General features: G+C 37.3%; 15 protein-coding genes. 4 read left to right on the top strand and 11 right to left on the bottom strand.

Annotated elements, in window-relative coordinates; all coding sequences use genetic code 11:
* Positions 1 to 27 precede the first annotated feature (27 nt).
* The 9 genes from ABXT49_RS07930 to ABXT49_RS07970 all read right to left on the bottom strand — a co-directional run bounded on the left by ABXT49_RS07930 (position 28) and on the right by ABXT49_RS07970 (position 10,560).
* A complete protein-coding gene (locus tag ABXT49_RS07930; protein WP_416651733.1) occupies positions 28 to 1,209 on the bottom strand; it encodes a phytanoyl-CoA dioxygenase family protein in 1,182 nt (393 codons plus the stop codon).
* A 2-nt stretch (positions 1,210 to 1,211) separates the two neighbouring features.
* Positions 1,212 to 3,068 (bottom strand): 3D-(3,5/4)-trihydroxycyclohexane-1,2-dione acylhydrolase (decyclizing), encoded by a 1,857-nt coding sequence (gene iolD / locus ABXT49_RS07935; RefSeq protein WP_416651734.1) that lies wholly within the window; start codon positions 3,066 to 3,068, stop codon positions 1,212 to 1,214.
* A gap of 5 nt (positions 3,069 to 3,073) precedes the next feature.
* Positions 3,074 to 4,981, bottom strand: a complete 1,908-nt coding sequence (locus ABXT49_RS07940; RefSeq protein ID WP_416651736.1) for a bifunctional 5-dehydro-2-deoxygluconokinase/5-dehydro-2-deoxyphosphogluconate aldolase — start codon at positions 4,979 to 4,981, stop codon at positions 3,074 to 3,076.
* On the bottom strand, positions 4,981 to 5,778 hold the full coding sequence (iolB, locus tag ABXT49_RS07945; RefSeq protein ID WP_416651738.1) for a 5-deoxy-glucuronate isomerase: 798 nt from the start codon (positions 5,776 to 5,778) through the stop codon (positions 4,981 to 4,983). The genes ABXT49_RS07940 and iolB overlap by 1 nt, the downstream gene beginning before the upstream one ends.
* Positions 5,779 to 5,780: 2 nt before the next feature.
* Positions 5,781 to 6,602 carry a MurR/RpiR family transcriptional regulator gene (locus tag ABXT49_RS07950; RefSeq protein ID WP_416651740.1) on the bottom strand — a complete coding sequence of 274 codons (822 nt, stop codon included), beginning with the start codon at positions 6,600 to 6,602 and terminating at the stop codon, positions 5,781 to 5,783.
* Between the two features lie 12 nt (positions 6,603 to 6,614).
* Positions 6,615 to 7,595: an inositol 2-dehydrogenase gene (gene iolG / locus ABXT49_RS07955; RefSeq protein WP_416651742.1), complete on the bottom strand. Its 981-nt coding sequence runs from the start codon at positions 7,593 to 7,595 to the stop codon at positions 6,615 to 6,617.
* Between the two features lie 9 nt (positions 7,596 to 7,604).
* Positions 7,605 to 8,369, bottom strand: a complete 765-nt coding sequence (locus tag ABXT49_RS07960) for an ATP-binding cassette domain-containing protein (RefSeq protein WP_416653559.1) — start codon at positions 8,367 to 8,369, stop codon at positions 7,605 to 7,607.
* Positions 8,369 to 9,475 (bottom strand): ABC transporter permease, encoded by a 1,107-nt coding sequence (locus ABXT49_RS07965; protein ID WP_416651744.1) that lies wholly within the window; start codon positions 9,473 to 9,475, stop codon positions 8,369 to 8,371. The genes ABXT49_RS07960 and ABXT49_RS07965 overlap by 1 nt, the downstream gene beginning before the upstream one ends.
* Positions 9,476 to 9,600: 125 nt before the next feature.
* Positions 9,601 to 10,560 (bottom strand): sugar ABC transporter substrate-binding protein, encoded by a 960-nt coding sequence (locus ABXT49_RS07970; RefSeq protein ID WP_416651746.1) that lies wholly within the window; start codon positions 10,558 to 10,560, stop codon positions 9,601 to 9,603.
* A gap of 265 nt (positions 10,561 to 10,825) precedes the next feature.
* On the opposite strand from ABXT49_RS07970, the gene ABXT49_RS07975 reads away from it, so the two are divergent.
* The 4 genes from ABXT49_RS07975 to ABXT49_RS07990 all read left to right on the top strand — a co-directional run bounded on the left by ABXT49_RS07975 (position 10,826) and on the right by ABXT49_RS07990 (position 16,687).
* A complete protein-coding gene (locus ABXT49_RS07975; protein WP_416651748.1) occupies positions 10,826 to 12,325 on the top strand; it encodes a CoA-acylating methylmalonate-semialdehyde dehydrogenase in 1,500 nt (499 codons plus the stop codon).
* 116 nt (positions 12,326 to 12,441) lie between these two features.
* Complete coding sequence (locus ABXT49_RS07980; RefSeq protein ID WP_416651750.1) at positions 12,442 to 14,007, top strand: trimethylamine methyltransferase family protein; 1,566 nt, start codon at positions 12,442 to 12,444, stop codon at positions 14,005 to 14,007.
* Between the two features lie 5 nt (positions 14,008 to 14,012).
* Positions 14,013 to 16,430: an FAD-dependent oxidoreductase gene (locus ABXT49_RS07985; protein ID WP_416651752.1), complete on the top strand. Its 2,418-nt coding sequence runs from the start codon at positions 14,013 to 14,015 to the stop codon at positions 16,428 to 16,430.
* Between the two features lie 62 nt (positions 16,431 to 16,492).
* Positions 16,493 to 16,687, top strand: a complete 195-nt coding sequence (locus ABXT49_RS07990; RefSeq protein WP_416651754.1) for a DUF1289 domain-containing protein — start codon at positions 16,493 to 16,495, stop codon at positions 16,685 to 16,687.
* Positions 16,688 to 16,694: 7 nt separating this feature from the next.
* Here the strand turns inward: ABXT49_RS07990 and ABXT49_RS07995 are convergent, their stop codons facing one another.
* Entirely contained in the window at positions 16,695 to 17,303 is a 609-nt protein-coding gene (locus ABXT49_RS07995) for a LysE family translocator (RefSeq protein WP_416651756.1), read from the bottom strand.
* 6 nt (positions 17,304 to 17,309) lie between these two features.
* Positions 17,310 to 18,209: a DMT family transporter gene (locus tag ABXT49_RS08000; RefSeq protein ID WP_416651758.1), complete on the bottom strand. Its 900-nt coding sequence runs from the start codon at positions 18,207 to 18,209 to the stop codon at positions 17,310 to 17,312.
* Positions 18,210 to 18,221 lie beyond the last annotated feature (12 nt).

Raw genomic sequence — 18,221 nt, forward strand, 5'->3', positions numbered from 1 at the left:
ACTTCTCCAAATTATTGTTAATATTATTTAATCAGCAAGTCTAAATTGCTGAAGTTCCAAAAGCTTTAAATTAAATTCCTCTAGACTAACTAAATCTAGAAGCGATTGCTTAGTAAGTTCAAACATGCTCATGCCCTGCAACTTAGAGTTTGAATTTTGATCATAGTCAAGGTTTGTAGGAAATGCATAGCCATCTGTTGCACAAATAAGGACATTCTCAATTAGTTTTTCTGAAAGAGTTTTTTTAATTGAATGCTCCAATAGGAATGGGTAAATACGCTTAAGAATTTTAATGTAATTTATACTCTCCATAGTCTTACCAAAAGGAGATGAAATTTGTAAAAGGTTGCCGATCCTATGAAAGTCATTTGAAGTATTGGAGCCAGCTCCATGCAATAAAGCAGGATTAAAAAAAATACCATCGCCTTTATTCATTTGATTTTGAACTGCATTCGTATTAAAAAATTCAGTACATGCATCGTCTCTCCATGCAAGGTAACCTAAGTCGAAGTGGTGCGAATAGGGCAAAACAATCGTGGGCCCAGTTTCTAAAGGCATATCAGTGTGCGCGACCCCACCTTGGAGAGTTAAATAGTTTGAAAGGCGGTGAGCTGAAATAGGAAACAACTCAACAACTTTATTTTCTTGAAACCCTAAATGATAATCACGGTGCGGTTTTTGCATTTCACCGCCAGGTCTTACAATATTAACTTGCGCAGTCATTTGAGAATTTGGCCCACACCAGGACTCAGCAACTAACTTTAAAATATCATTTGAATAGTAACTAATAAATGCATCAGGATCCTCCAACGCAACTTTTTGAAAACTATTCCATATCCTTGTATTTGTTCCAGAAGCGAAATGGTCATTGCTAGTTCCAATCTCTTTTTGAGTAATTTTCTCAAAAATCCTATTGCTCTTATCTAAAACTGAATCTTCATAAAGATTGCGAATAACAAAAACCCCTGGGCCACCTTCTAAAGCATGAAATAACTCAGTTTTTAGTTCTTTTTCTTTTTCTTTATTTCCAATAAATGAAGTAAAGTTTTTTGCATCATAAACAACCACATTATTTATAACTGATTCGGATAATGGGTAGTCCTTTTTTAGAGTTTTTTGAGAGCAGACTTTCTTTAGGTCATCATAATTTATATCAGACTCACTGAAAAAAACTTGGCTATTAGTTGATTTTAAAGCTTCTTTTTGCATGTTTAATAAGGCTGTTGTTTTTTCCCTTTCTTATAAGAGTTATAGACTTCATCGCCATTTTTATTTGACGAAACCTCAGGAACGGCAACCTCCCACCAACACCCACCTTCTGGACTTATTTTATGAGAATCAGTCACTAAGCTAATAAGATAAGATTTTGAAGATAAACGGGCACGTTCAAGAGCTGAAGCTAATTCATTAATATTTTCAATATGTTCAGAGTTCGCTCCTAAAGACTGCGCATGAAGCGCAAAATTGACATTTGGATGGCCGTCATCAATACTTTCACAATCCTTCAATAAATTATTAAATGATCGGTTTCCAGTTGCATTTTGAAGTCGATTAATACAAGAAAAACCTCGATTATCTAAAACAACTACAATTATTTTTTGTCCTAACATTACGCTTGTTGCTAATTCTGAATTAAGCATCAAATATGACCCATCTCCTACAAGAACAATTACTTCTCGCTCAGGCTCAGCCATTTTTACGCCAAGACCGCCAGCTATTTCATAGCCCATACAAGAAAATCCATACTCCGCATGATAGCCGCCAGTTTGCTCGGTTCTCCAAAGCTTATGAAGCTCTCCAGGAAGACTTCCTGCAGCACAAACAACTATATCAGTCGCCTTTCCATTTCGCTTTAACTCTCCTAAAACTTGGGCGTCAGTTGGCAGTGAATCCATAGTTTTAGATGTGCTCTTTATTGAAGTTATTTCATCGTAATAGTTATTCCATTTACTGCTTTCTTCATGCGCTAAGTCCATCCATTCTTGACTCGCTTTCCAGCCAGATAACTTCGTATCTAATTGTTGAATTCCAAGCTTTGCATCGCCCCATAATGGCAATGCATTATGTTTTATTGCATCAAAACGGGCCACATTTAACTGCACTATAGTTTTGCTTGAAAATAACGCTCTGGAGCCAGAATTGAAATCATTTAAACGTGTACCAATAGCCAAAACTAAATCTGCCTGTTTAGCCATAGTATTTGCTGCATTTGATCCTGTAACCCCAATAGCGCCAACATAGCTAGAGTGGTCCCAAGCCAATGCGCCTTTTCCAGCAGATGTCTCTGCAACTGGTATTTGGTGTTGTTTGGCAAAATGTTGTAATTCCTCACAGGCCTTAGCATAATGAACCCCTCCACCTGCAATTATTAAAGGTCTTTGTGATTTAATTAACAACTCTATTGCATGGTCTAATTCAGCATCATCAAGTTTAATCTGGCGAATTGAGTGAGTTTTTTGAGTAAAGAATTCTTCAGGATAATCGAATGCCTCAGCCTGCACATCTTGAGGTAAAGATAAAGTTACTGGGCCACAATTTTCAGGGTCTAGCAGCGTTTGAATTGCCACAGGTAAACTATTAATTATTTGCTCGGGCCTCATAATTCGATCAAAATAACGGCTAACTGGCCTGAAGCAATCATTAACGCTAACTGTAGGGTCTGAAAAATCTTCTAGTTGTTGAAGAACAGGATCTGGAGTGCGGCTTGCAAAATAATCACCAGGCAACAATAACACTGGCAGTCTATTTACATGGGCTAATGCTGCAGATGTAATCATATTAGTTGCGCCAGGTCCAATTGAACTTGTACAAGCCATCATTCTTTGTCTATTATTAGCCTTTGCATAAGCAATGGCTGAATGAACCATTCCTTGTTCACTATGGCCACGAAATGTAGGAAGCCACTCTTCACACTCTGACAATGCCTGACCCATTCCAGCAACATTGCCATGTCCAAAAATAGCAAAAACTCCGGAAAATAATGGATGTATTTCATCGTCAATCTCTATATATTGGGCTGATAAATATTTAACGATAGCCTGTGACATTGTTAGTCTGACTGTTTTCATAGTCTTTACTCCTCTCTATATTTTTTCCAAGATTTAATTAGTTCTATGTAATTATTAGACACTAAATCAATCAACTCTTGATCACTTATCTTTTTTTCCATCCACTTCTTGGCTGGCTCATAAAAAATTGTCCTACCAACAGTAAAACCTTTGCAAATTTTATGTTTTGAGGCATCCTCAAAAGAACTTTTTACAGCATCCATAGATGCTGATTGACCTAATAATAACACACCTTCACAGTGCGAATCATTTTGTAATATCACATCACTCACTTGCTCCCATGACTTGTCTTTCAGTGCTGGCAATTTCCACCAATCTGGTTTGATACCAAGACCATAAAGCCTATTTAGTATTTGTGGAATGGTTGATTCATCCTCTTCCAAGTCCCGAGGTAGAATGATCTCTAATAACAATTGATGTCCACTTTGAATACAAGCAGAATTGAGCTCTATAATTTTCGATTCTTGCTTTAACCTCAATTCAATAGGATCATTGATATGATAAAACATCAGGCACTTTACAACATGCGTAAGTGGCCAAGACTGCAGTTTCGATCCAATCGATCCTCCTCCCTCAAACTCTAAAGGACAAGAGCCTGGAAGCTCCACAGGCCTTCCAATCCACCATGACTTTTCAGAAATAGATTGAAGCGCTTCTTCACCATAAGTGTCATCGATTAATACACCCACACTATTCTCATCAATATTACTTCTCTTAATAGTCTCTTCAATAGAATTCAAAAATAAATTTTTTAGCTTAACTACTCTCTTAGGGCTCTCTCCACAATTAATAGCCAGGTCATAAAGCTGTTTACGATGATCAAAAGCGAAGCCAAAAATCTCAGATCGAATAATACTTCTTGAACTAACTCTATGAAGATGATTAAGCTCTTTGTCTTGACTTGGATCTGGAATATTATGCGCATTATCTAGATAATAAAAGAGCTCTTGCTCACCTGGAATAGCTGGAGCACAGCCATGTCTAGAGACCACTAGAGCTCCAGATGCATTTGCATAATTGGCACTTTTTTCAAGACTTTCATTTCTTAAATAACCACGCAAAAATCCAGACATGAAAGCATCGCCAGCACCAAGAACATTTAATATGTCTACTTTATTACCTTTGATAACTTCAAATTCACCTGAGTTATTTGGAATATCACCACTAATTATTGTGCATCCTATTGGCCCAAGTTTTAAAACAATAATGGCTTCACTTAGCTTACGAATTTTCTTTAAAGAAGTAACAGTGTCTTCACTTCCTCCAGCAATATGTATCTCCTCTTCAGTGCCCACAATTACATCACAAGAAGGTAGTATAGTTTGTATGTGCTTACTTACATCAGCGCTTGCAATAAAACGAGACTCCCCATCACCCAGTCCTGTTAAACCCCATAAAACAGGCCGATAATCGATGTCTACAATTACCTGAGTGCCTCCTGCATTAGCGTACTCAATAGCCTTCATACTTGTTTTATATGTATTGTCAGAAGAAAAGTGTGTCCCTGTAATTAAAAGCGCTTTACTGGTAGCGATGAATTCGGCTGAAAAGTCTTTTATGTCAACTGCCATATCTGCACAGTCGTTTCGATAAAAAATAAGCGGGAAAGTGTCTTTATTTTGAATCCCTAGGACAACTAAAGCTGTTAATCGATCCTTGTCTGTAACAACATGCGAAACATCAACTCCAACACTTGCTAATTCATTGCGTACAAATCGACCCATATGTTCATCACCAACTCTGCAGATCATTGCAGACTTTAGCCCAAGTTTTGAAGAACCATAAGCAATATTTGCAGAAGAGCCTCCAAGATATTTTGCGAAACTTCCCATACCTTCAAGAGTAGATCCAATTTGTTGTCCGTATAAATCTACTGCAGCGCGCCCTAGGCAAATAACATCAAGTGCTTTCATTATTTATCTAACATCCATTGATGATCGGGGTGATTTTTAAAAATCCATTGACGTTTTGGGCCCGCCATTACATTTAAATAGTAAGAATCATAACCATATGGAACGCCTACAGGATGGTATCCAGATGGAACTAATACAACACATTTATCTTCTACTGCCATAGTTTCATCAATAGACAAATCATCAGTATAGACTCGCTGGAAAACGAAACCCTGTGATGGGTTAATCCGATGATAATAGGTTTCCTCTAGATAAGTCTCAACTGGAATATTATCTGAGTCATGCTTATGCGGAGGGTAGCTCGACCAATTACCAGCAGGCGTTTTAACTTCAACAACTAAAAGGCTATCAGCCTCATCTTGTTCTGGCAAGATATTACAAATAGACCTTGTATTACTCCCTTCTCCTCGAACCTCATTAGTCATTTCTTCAGGCTTTATATGTCTTACAGGATAGTTACCAAAACCAGGTGCAATCGCAATTGCAAGCTCTAGCTTGGTTGTCGCTTTGATGGTTACTTGATTGTTATTAGGAACATATAATGCATGTGGCTTAAGATCTTCAAATACGCTCATTCTATCGCCAATATTAGAAAAAGTATCATCTTCAACTTTTATATCAGCCTTCCCCGATAAAATTATTAGGCATAATTCATTATCAATTTCTATTAAATTTAAAGTTTGTTCAGGCTCCAGTTCATACGCTTTAAATCCAACAAAATCCCAATTTGCTGATTTTGGAGTAATGTCTTGATAACAACCATTTGAACTTATTTTAGGACGAGATAAAAGTGACATAATTAATTTCCTTGTTGATGATAGCCAATTGATATACATATGGCTTGAACGAGGCACATTGTTGCTCCTAAAGACCTAAAAGTATGAATTTCTGCCTCATGAATGCTAAATAAAAAATCTGCTAAATGAGCAATAGGATTCAACTCTGTATCGGTCAGCAAAATTACCTTTGCTTTTGAATTTTTTGCCTCTTTAACCGCTTCTGTTGTCATCGTATTGTAAGGATTATAAGTAATTGCAATGAATACTGTTTTGTCATCAAGCCAATTTGAAAGGTTCTCCACTTCATTTACATCATTAGCAATACGACATCGAATACCAAGATTGTTTAACATGTAATAAAAGTAATTTGCTACAGGTTGGGCTCTATTTGTACCGCACAAAATTACTTCTTTAGCATGACATAATGCCTTCACTGTTTCTTCTATTAACTGAACATCTATTTGCTCAGAAAGTAATTCTGTAGCAACAATATTGCGACTCGTAATTTCTTTAAAGATATTCGAACTATTTGTAGACACACTTGTTTCAGTAACTTTTTTCACGTCTGTGATGCGTTGTCGATAGTTAATAGGAGATTGTGAAATTTTGACCTTAAACAGATCTTGTAGTTCAGCAAAACCACTAAAACCAAAGTGTTTTGCAAAGCGGACTAGGGTTGAAGGGTACACTCCAATTTCTGAAGCAATAACCGCCAAGGTATTTATTGCAAGGTTTTGTGGCTGATCAATTACATAGAAAGCAATCAACTTCATTTTTTTGCTTAATCTTGGATAGCTTTCTTGAAGCAAGCTATTTAAATCATTAATATCTTGTGGAGGCATTCTATTTAAAATCTATAAATTAATTGAGTTTCCACTTTGGAGTGACTCTTTAGCAGCTTCAGCAATTTTTAACGCAAGAACCCCATCAGAAATATTAACACTAGGCTGAGTTCCAGACTGAAATGATTCCATAAAATGCACTAGTTCATTGTGGAACGCTTTTCCATATCTTTCTAAAAAAAAGTGTTGGTTTTTGGTCTTCTTAATTCCAGATGAGTTACTTAAAATAACACTATCTTCAAGGACATTTTTTACTTGAAGCATACCTGTCTCACCAAAAGCTTCAATTCTCTGATCATAACCAAAGGAGGCTTGTCGACCATTAATAATAGTAACTATTGCTCCCTTATTCATATTCATTATTACACTTGCTGTATCAACATCTCCCTGCTTAGCAATATCATCATTTGCAGCATTAGCTGAAACATAGATACTTCTTGGAGTGTCATTAAGAATCCAACACGCCATATCAAAATCATGGATCATCATATCGTGAAATAAACCACCAGACCCTGCAATATAGTCCATTGAAGGTGGCTCAGGATCATGAGAAGTTATTATTAAAGACTGAATTAAACCAATTACATTTGCATCAACTTTATTTTTTAAACTAGCCATATGAGGATCAAAACGTCTATTAAATCCTAACATACATACAATACCACTTTCTTCAACAGCTTTAGCGCACGCCAATGCTCTATCAAGACTTAGATCTATAGGTTTTTCACAAAAAACAGGCTTACCAACTTTCGCGCATTTTTCTATAAGGTCTGCATGGGTGGAAGTACTGCTAGCAATAATAAAAGCATCTATTTCATTATTTTCGAATGCCTCATCCATTGAAAGAGTGATAGCATTGTATTTATTCGCAATCTTTTCGGCAGACTCTTGATGAAAATCTACAACAGAGTGGAGATTAGCGTTTTCATCACTGGCTATCGCGATAGCATGAACTGCTCCTATGCGACCAGCACCAATTAGACATATTTTCATAATTAACCTCTATTTTTTTAATACTGATAATTCTTTATTACCAGACATCATGGCTTGCAATTCTTGGAAATCAATTTCACCTGCTTTAGCAGTACCTAGAGTCTCACCTCGAGATAAAACCGTAAACTTATCCCCCACTGCCAAAGCGTGGGAAACATTATGAGAAATAAAGATTACTGCAACACCTTTTTCTCGAACCCTTTCAATAGTTTTTAGCACATTTGAGGTTTGATAAACTCCCAGGGCTGAAGTTGGCTCATCAAGTATCAATATTTTGGCGCCAAAAAATACAGCACGGGCAATAGCAACAGTTTGCCTTTCGCCCCCAGACAGAGTCCCAATTGATTGAGTAGGGTCACGCAATTGAATTCCCATTTTGTCCATTTCAGTCATCAAAATTGAGTTGCATTTCTCAAAATCCATGACAGTGATTGGGCCCACTTTTTTTGTCAGCTCCCTGCCAAGCCAAAAATTACGAGAAACCGACATTAAAGGAATTAAAGCTAAGTCTTGATAGACTGTCGCAATTCCAACATCAATTGCATCTCGAGGGTTATTAATTTCAGTCTCTTGTCCATTAATACTTATCTGTCCACTTGTTGGCTGATGAACGCCAGACATGATTTTAATAAATGTGGATTTTCCAGCGCCATTATCACCCAATAAACAATGACATTCTCCTGCATTAATAGAGATTGAAACACCTTTGAGAGCATCTACATTTCCGAAGCTCTTATGGATATCCTTAAGTTCCATTAACGGTAAATCACTCATCATTTTGCCCCAGTAATTAATTTACGAACATGTGTATTAAGGATCACCGCTAACAATAGAAGAACGCCTAAGAACACTCTAAACAAAGAACTCTCTACTCCAATAAAAAATAAGCCTTGTTGAACTACTCCAAATATGACTGCTCCTAGTGCTGCTCCAATAACTGAACCGTAGCCACCCGTTAATAAAGCGCCGCCTATAACAACTGAAATAATCGCCTCAAACTCTTTTAGAATTCCTCTATCCGCTGAAGCTGAACCAAACTCAATAACCTGGGTAGTTGCAAATACAGTCGCACAAAAGGCTGTAAAGACAAACATCAATATTTTAACTCTGTTAACTGGGACACCTATATGTCGAGCAGCTTGTGCATCGCCACCTGAGGCATAGATCCAGTTACCAAACCGAGTTTTTGTTAATAAAAAATGTGCAAAAATAACGAGTCCTATAGCCCAAACCATCATCATTGGGATACCCGATACAACTGGCTGACCAGCCTTTGTGCCAGCGACAAACGTTTGAATTATGCCTTGTTCAGCAAGCCAGTCAAATACGCCTGTAAATATCTCGCCACCAAAAATTGGTGCTAACCAATCATTTTCAGCGACCTCTGTAACTCCACCAATAATAGTTTTTTTCGTACTTATAATTGCAATAAAGATTGTCATGCCTCGCAGGATATATAAAAATGCAAGACTCACAATAAAAGAAGGTAAATTTGTTTTAACTGTAATGTAGCCAATTAATGCACCTATAGACATCGAAACAACGAATGCTATAAGGATACTAAGCCATACTGGCCAACCCCAAACTACTGAGGTCACTGCTATGACAATTCCGGCAAAACCGATCATTGACCCTACTGATAGATCAAATTCTCCAGCGATCATGAGAAGGCAAGCGCCAACAGCAATAATGATAAACTGTGAAGACACGATTCCCCAATTCATAGAGCCTTCTAATGAAAACATCCCCGTATCTCGGGCTACTAAAAAAAAGAATAGAAAAACTAATACAACTCCAACAATTGCACCTAAGTCAGGACGAAGTAATGCGACACTAAATTTGGAACGAATTAATGAAATTTTTTTTTCAATTGTAGACATGATTTGATCCTATTGGTTTATCCAAAATAGTTAAATTTGAACTTTAAACCTGATAAAGATAAAAAAAATGCTACCCACCAATTTAAGATTATGGTGGGTAGCACGTTAATAAACTAAATTAACTATTAACGGTAAACGCCTGCATATTTTTCAACTAAGCTAATATTACTCTTAGTGATAAATCCAGGGCCAGAGTTAATTGCACCAGAAGGCCATACGCCATATCTTGACAAGTTAGTCAACATTACAACTGGAAGATATCCTTGTAAGTACGGCTGTTGATCAATAGCGAAAGAAATAACATCTGCTTTAACAGCAGCTGCAATCTCACCCGAAAGATCAAAAGTACCAAAATAAATATCGCCCGAACGACCCATATCATCTAAAGCTGAAAGCGTTGGATGAGCAGAAGTTGGACCTAAAGTAAGAATTGCATCTGTATCAGGATGTGATCTAAGATGAGCCATAACTTTATTTTTTATTTCTGTTGGATCTTGTCCAGAGTCAATCATTTGATTTCCAAGATCTACACCAAGAGCATCTGCATAGCCCTGGCAACGATCAACTGATACCGGGTTTGTGAAGAAGTGATTAACACATAAAAACTTTGTTGCTCCAGCAGCTTTTGCTCTCTTACCAGCACCAAAACCAGCATCATACTCAGGCTGACCAATGTGCGCTAATGCTCCTAGCATTTCAGATTGCTCACGAGTACCAGAGTTAATTGTTACAACTGGGATTCCTTTTGCTATAGCTGAAGTAATTGGTCCTTTTAGGACGTCATAATCAGCAATCGTAACAATAATACCATCAGGGTTGCTTGCAGCAGCCTGCTCAACGATACGTGCCATATCAGCAAGATCTCCTGTAGTTGGGTTACGATAATCAACATCAACACCCATTTGCTCACCAGCAATTTCAATTGCATTTTTAATTGTATTCCACCATGAATCAGAATCTGGTGCATGGCTAATTAGTACAAACTTTTCACCATCTGCCATCGCTGCCGTACTTCCCACAGTTGTTCCAAAAAGAACAAAAACTGAAAGAAATAGACTTGAGACATATTTATTAATTTTCAACATAATTTTGTATCTCCTTTCTATAAGTTTTTTTGCAGTCACGATTGACCACAATATTGAAGGACTTTTAGAACTTCAATATTTGGAGTATACATGAAGAGATATATATGTTTTCTAATATTAAGAAAATAGAACATATGTTATAATATTTTTTAATATTAATCAGTTAGTGCCAAGCTAACCTAAAAGATATTCCAGTCTAACAATTAACAAAAATTAAAATTCAGTTCTTGGTATATTAATCCTAAATAATTCAATAATTTATATTATGTCTATAAACCATTTAAAACATATCATCAATGGCGAAAAAGTGTCAGGAACATCAGGGCGTATTTTTGATATTTATAATCCAGCGTCTGGCAAAATCATTAGGAAAATCGAAGGTGCTAGCTCAAAAGATACTAAAAAAGCAATTGAAATTTCTAATGTTGCATTTAAAGAATGGAGTCAGGTGCCGCCCTCTAAGCGTGCTCAAATTATGTTCAAGTATCGCGAACTCATTATTAAGCATACGGATGAATTAGCTGAACTCATTTCACAAGAGCATGGCAAAACTTTTTCAGATGCCAAGGGAGAAGTTGGAAGGGGAATGGAAGTTGTTGAATATTGTACGGCCATTAATAATCATCTCAAATCTGACTTCAGCGCTGATGTATCAAATGGAATAGATAGTCATAATTTACGCCAGCCTATGGGTGTTTGTGCTGGGATAGTTCCTTTTAATTTTCCTGCAATGGTTCCAATGTGGATGTATCCTGTTGCGATAGCATGCGGAAACACGTTTGTTTTAAAACTCTCTGAAAAGGTGCCGTCATGTGGATTAAGGTTAACAGAACTGATGCATGAAGCGGGCCTCCCAAATGGCGTTTTAAATACTGTTGTTGGAGATAAAGAAGCAGTAGATGAGATACTTCATAATTCATTAGTACGAGCAGTAAGTTTTGTAGGCTCGACCAATGTTGGTGAATATATATATCATGAGGGCTCTAATAATAACAAACGAGTTCAAGCTCTTTGTGGCGCAAAAAATCATATGATTGTAATGCCAGATGCTGATCTAGAACAAAGCAGCGATGCTATTATTGGTGCAGCATTTGGCTCGGCAGGTGAACGCTGTATGGCGATTTCAGTTGTTGTAGCAGTCGGTGATGAAACTGCTGATCGATTAATAGAATCACTAATACCAAAAATCAATTCTTTAAAAATCGGCTCTTACAATGATCCCGAGGTTGAAATGGGACCAGTAATCTCTAAAGCTAGTCAAGAAAAAATTGTTTCTTACATTGAGTCTGGCATAAAGCAGGGAGCTGATTTAAAAGTTGATGGCAGATCTGAAACTGAAAAAGAAGGCTTCTTCATTGGTGGCTGTCTTTTTGACAATGTAACTTCAGACATGTCAATTTATACTGATGAAATTTTTGGCCCTGTTCTCTCTGTTGTTAGAGTTTCAACTTATGATGAAGCTCTTAAACTAGTAAATGATCATGAGTATGGCAACGGTACTGCTATTTTTACTAGGGATGGTGATACTGCTCGTCACTTTACATCAAATGTGCAAGTAGGAATGGTTGGCGTTAATATTCCAATACCTGTTCCTGTTGCAATGCATAGTTTTGGTGGTTGGAAAAGATCACTTTTTGGAGGCTCTTCGATTCATGGCATGGAAGGTGTTAGATTCTACACTCAACTTAAAACCATCACTTCAAGATGGCCTTCTGGAATCAGAAAAGGCGCACAATTTCACTTTGAAAGTGGCAAAGATGTCTAATTAGTAACGGTAAATTTACCTTCGTATAGGCGCTTTAACCCTGCAACAAAAAAACAATTGACAGTGCTTTGATTTAGTATCAAAATGTGATTAATAGTACAACTCAAATCACTATTATGACTAGAAGAAAATCAGGTGGAAGAGAAGCAAGAATTGCACTAAGAAGTGCCCCACTAGCAGAAGAAAAAAAGCCTGTTTTACCGGGTGAGATTGGTGGAAGATACAAACCCCTTAGTGACAAACAAGTTATTGATATTGAAGCTAATATTTTTCGAATTCTAGAAGAAATTGGATTTGGTGATGCCACCCCCCACTGCATTGAAACTTGTGTTGCTTTTGGTGCTATTCTTGGAGATGATGGCAGATTAAGAATGCCAAAAGAAGTGGTTAAAAAAGCCATGAATCTTTCTCAGCGCAACCTCACTCTTCATGGGCAATCCCCAAAACATGATTTAGATTTAAGTGGCTCAAGAGTTCACTTCTCAACTGCTGGCGCCGCAGTTCTTATTGCTGACCCTGAGAACAATGAGTATCGAGAATCTGAAAGTCAAGATCTATACGATATGGCTAGAATTGCAGATCAGTGTGAACACATTCATATGTTTCAACGAACTTGTGTCTTGAGAGACATTGCTAGTCCTCGTGAGATGGACCAAAACTCAGTTTATTGTGTGGCAATGGGAACTGAGAAGCATTTAGGCGCAAGCTTTACAGAAGCACAGCACGTAACAGATGCGCTTGAGATGCTTCATATTATTGCTGGAAGTGAAGAAAAATGGCGTGAAAGGCCGTTTTTAAGCATGAGTAATTGCCATGTAGTTCCTCCAATGAAATTTGCAGAGGAATCTCTAGAATGTGTCCGTGTTGGCGTTGAAGGTGGCATGCCAATATTACTTCTATCAGCAGGTCAAGCTGGAGCAACAGCGCCTCCTCTTCTTCCTGGCGTTGTGTCCCAGGCTTGGGCTGAATGTCTTGGCGGACTGGTATATGTAAACGCTATCAAACCTGGTGCACCGGCAATTCTTGGTACCTGGCCTTTTGTGTCTGACTTAAGAACTGGGTCAATGTGTGGAGGCTCTCCAGAACAAGGATTAATTTCAGCAGCTTGTGCGCAGATGGGCAACTTTTTAAATCTACCAACTGGAACGCCTGCAGGAATGACAGACTCTAAATTCCCAGATTTTCAAGCGGGGTCAGAAAGAGCATCTACTCATGCAGTCACAGCAATTGCTGGCGCTAATATAATTTATGAATCTGCTGGAATGTATGCAAGCCTTTTAGGTACATGTCCTGAAAGTTTGCTGATGGATAATGATTTATTGGGCGCGTCAATGAGAATGACAAAAGGGTTCAGCGACGACAGTGAAAAGTCGCTTTGTTTTGAAACGATTAAAGATGTTTGTTTGAATAATAAAGCTCACTATCTTGGATCAGAACTGACAATTAGCGTTATGCAAAGTGAGTATATCTTTCCTGATTTAAGTGATAGGGACAGTCCAAATGATTGGGCTGATATGGGCAAACCTGTGCTACTAGAAAAAGCAATCAAACAAAAAAAAGAAATACTATCGGAGCACTTTCCAAGTCATATTAGTGATGAAGTTGACCAAAAAATACGCGAAAAGTTTAATATTAAATTAAGCAGAAAAGATATTGGCCGTAAACCTTTTAAAAATAAATAATTAATATGAAATCACATGCTCAAGTAGTAATAATTGGCGGCGGATCACTAGGTGTTAACCTTATGTATCATCTTACTCAAGAAGGCTGGACTGATGTTGTCCTTATTGAAAAAGGTGAACTCACAAGCGGCTCTACCTGGCATGCAGCAGGCCTATGTCCAAACTTTAATGGCAACCATACCCTTTCAAGTATTCACGAATATACAATAAAACTTTACGATGAGATCTTGCCTGAAAAAACTGGTCTTGACTCCTCATTTCATAAAACTGGCTCACTGCGGGTTGGGCATGACAAGGTTGAAGAACAGTGGTTTAATAATATTTTGAGTAAAGCAAATCATATTGGCTGTGAAATGCATTTTGTTTCGAAAGAAGAGGCCTCAATCATCAATCCATTAATGAATTTTGATAAAGCCAGAAGTATTCTTTATACCCCTAATGATGGCCATGTAGATCCTACAACGGTAGTCACTCAATTAGCACAACTTGGGAAAAAAGCAGGCGCTGTAGTTAGTAACTTTAATCGAGTGATTGATATCAATATCCTTCCAAGCGGTGAATATGAAGTTGTTACTGAGTTAGGAAAAATTATTGCTCAACATGTTGTTAATGCTGGCGGATGTTTCTCACCACAGGTTGGAGCCATGGTTGGCTCTTATGTGCCGCTGGTTAACTTACAGCATCAGTATTTAATTACTGATAATCACCCAGATATTGCAGCTCTCTCTAAAGAACTGCCCGTAACTCGAGACTCTATTGCAGCTTCCTATATTAGGCAAGAAGGAGGTGGTTTTTTAATTGGTCCTTACGAAACAAGAGGTTCTAAACCATGGGCACTTGATGGTGTAGATTGGTCATTTGATAGGGAACTCTTTGAGGGTGATCTTGAAAGATTAATGCCTTGGTTAGAAAGATGCATGGACATTGTTCCATTATTTAAAGAAGTTGGAATTAGCACAGTAATTAATGGACTAATAACCCATACTCCTGATGATAATTTACTTGTTGGCCCTGCAAAAGGGTTGAAAAATTTTTGGAATCTTTGTGGCGCAAGTATTGGAATTGCACAGGGTGGTATTGGTAAATACCTAGCTCAGTGGATGGTTCATGGCCAGACTGAACTCAATATGGCTTCACTTGATAGTCGTCGCTTTGACAAATGGGCTGATAAAACATACTGCACTACGCGTGCCATTGAGTCGTATGAAAGAATGTACTCATTCGCCTCTCCAAATGAAAATCGACCTCATGGACGGCCTATAAGAGTAAGCGCTTTGCATACTTTATTGAGTCAAAAAGGAGCTATACATACTGTCAATACTGGCTATGAAAAGCCTTCTTGGTTCACAACTGATGAAATAAGAAATGAAACTTTAACGTGGGCCCATAGTGAAGCTCATGAAGCAGTATTACAAGAGTGTTTAGCTGTTCAAAATGCTTGCGGCATAACTGATATTAGCGGAACTGCAAAATTTCGAATTACCGGCAAGGATGCTTTTAAATTTTTAGATAGTTTATCCTGCAATAAATTACCTTCAAAAGATGGCAGAATTGGATTAACCCTTTTTCATGCGCCAAAGGGTGGAATAAGGGCAGAGCAAACAATTAGCCGTATTAATAAAGACGAGTTTCTTCTAATGGGCGCTATAGGATCTGAAGTTAAAGACTACCAATGGCTGGAGTGGCACTCAGATGACTTTGATATCACAATAGAAAATTTAACTGAGGAATGGGGTGGGCTTCTCTTGACTGGCCCTGAAGCAAGAAATATTTTAGGTCAATGCACTCAAGAAGATCTCAGCAACACTGGATTTTCTTGGCTAAGCTGTAAAACAATTAAGATCGATTCTGCAAATGTCTTTGCAATGAGAGTTTCCTATGCTGGTGAATTAGGGTGGGAACTTCATATGCCAAGCTGGCAAGTCATTTCTATTTATGAATCTTTAATGGAAATGGGTGATTCCTATGGATTAAAAGATTTTGGAGGGCAGGCCTTTAATAGCATGCGCTTAGAAAAAATGTACAGAGCATATGGCGCAGAATTCACTGAAGAAATTTCAGCCTTAGAAGCTGGCATGGATCGATTTCTTGACCTAAGTCGTGAATTCATTGGCTGTGAAAATATACGCCAAAGAAAGATTGATGGGATTAAGACCAAGTTAGCGTACCTCATATTTGATGATGATATTCCAGCCGAGTGTTTTGGAAATGAAGCAGTTTTTAATGGCGATAAACTTAGTGGAATTATAACTAGTGGCGCTTATGGATTTAGAGTAGGCAATAGTGTCGCCTTTGCTTATTTAGAGCCAAACCTTTGTGAGGAGGGAGTTAAGCTTAGTGTTGAAACCTCTCTAGGTAGTCGCAGTTGTCATGTCTCAATCAGTGCAGCCTATGATGACAGCAATGAAAAACTTCGTTCATAAATTCATAACTCGATTAAAATGCCTTTGAAATTACTGTTGAAACAACAAGTCAACCAATGAGCATGAGTGAGCAAAACAAACTAAGGCAGATTAAAAGTCCATGCGTGAGTATTTGTAAATACAATGAAAATAATTTTTGTGTTGGCTGCAATCGTCACATGAATGAAATATTTGATTGGTTTGACTTTACAGATGAAATGCGCACTGCAATTATGAAGGATTTATTGACTCGTGATATTAGCGCAACTCCTGAGTAAAAAATAGTTAGAAATAAAAAAGGCTAAAACCAACACCAATCATTATTCCTCCAAAAATCCTATTCACCCTCAAGGCAATTTTTTGACTACTTATTAGTTGCCTTAATTTTTTTCCTAGAACACCAATAAATACCAAACCAAGCAACAGTGAAATGGCAACAGTGGCTACGATTTTCAATCCATAAGTTAAACTTACTTGATTAAGATTAATCAGAGAAGGAAGGACTGATAAATAGAAAATCATTACCTTTGGATTAGTTCCAGCCAAGAGGAAACCAGTCAGTAATTCTTTCAAATGGGATTGGGCTGAAACTTCATTATCCATACTGAATTTTCCAGCCGTCCATTGAGAATAGCCCAAATAAAATAAATAACAGGCTCCGAAATATTGGACCGCATTTGTAACAGGTGTAATCAAATCGGCTAGAGCATTTAAAGAAAAAATAACAATGGTTAAATAGGATAAATCACCAAGCGTCATTCCAACTGAAAAAAATATTGCTGAGGCTAGCCCTCTCGAAGTAGAAATAGAAAGAAGTGCCAGAGTTCCAGGACCAGGAGTTACTGCAAAAACAAAAAGAGTAAAACCAAGGACTAAAAAAATATTTATTTCCATAATCCTCTACCTAGAGGGCAAGAAAGCTTTCAGCTTCAAATCAATTAAAACAAACAAGGCAGATACAGCCAAAATAATTCCTATAATATTTTTTAAGTTTAACGCTTCTTGAAAAAAAATTGCCCCAAAAGCAATTGCAAAAAATGGTGACAGTAAACTAAACACCGAGGTTTTTTTAGATCCTATAACCCTTATTCCAGTATAGTAAACTGCGGTAATAGCAGTACCAGCTACAACTGAAACAAAAATAATGTTAATCCAGAAAATATAATCCATATCCATTAAAGTTACGAGAAGATTTGTATCATAAGAATAAACCCAATCGATCATAAAGCCAAATAGGCTTATATAAAAGTTAAAAGCCAATACATGCATATTTTTCATATAGGCCCCAACAATAGTTACAGCTGCATAAGCCAAAGCTGCCAAAACAAAATAGAGATTACCTCCACTGATTAATAGTGCCAAGTTAGATTGATCAAAATTCATCATCAAAAGAACACCAATTGTGCCTACCAGTAATGCTGCCCAGTCCTTAATAAGTGGCTTAGATTTCTTTGAAAATATCATAAAGATATAGACAAATATTGGAATCAAAACAGTAACTAATGCAGCCCCTAAGCCTGCAGCACCCCTTTGCATTCCCATAAAATAAAACCGATAATTACTAATCATAAAGATTGCAATAACGAGTGATAACACAAGATTAAACAAACTAATTTTGATGGGTATTTTCATCCATATCAAAAGTGGAATAGTTGAAAGAACAGATAAGAAAAACCTGTAGACAACAATCTCATCTTCACTAATATAAAAGGAAAGATATTTTGCTGAGATACCTGACAATGCCCACACAAATGGAACAAGAATCATAATAAATGTCATATTTTTTTCAGATTGAAACATTATTTTCCCAAG

Source organism: Candidatus Pseudothioglobus sp. Uisw_086, assembly GCF_048085745.1.
GTDB lineage: Bacteria > Pseudomonadota > Gammaproteobacteria > PS1 > Pseudothioglobaceae > Pseudothioglobus.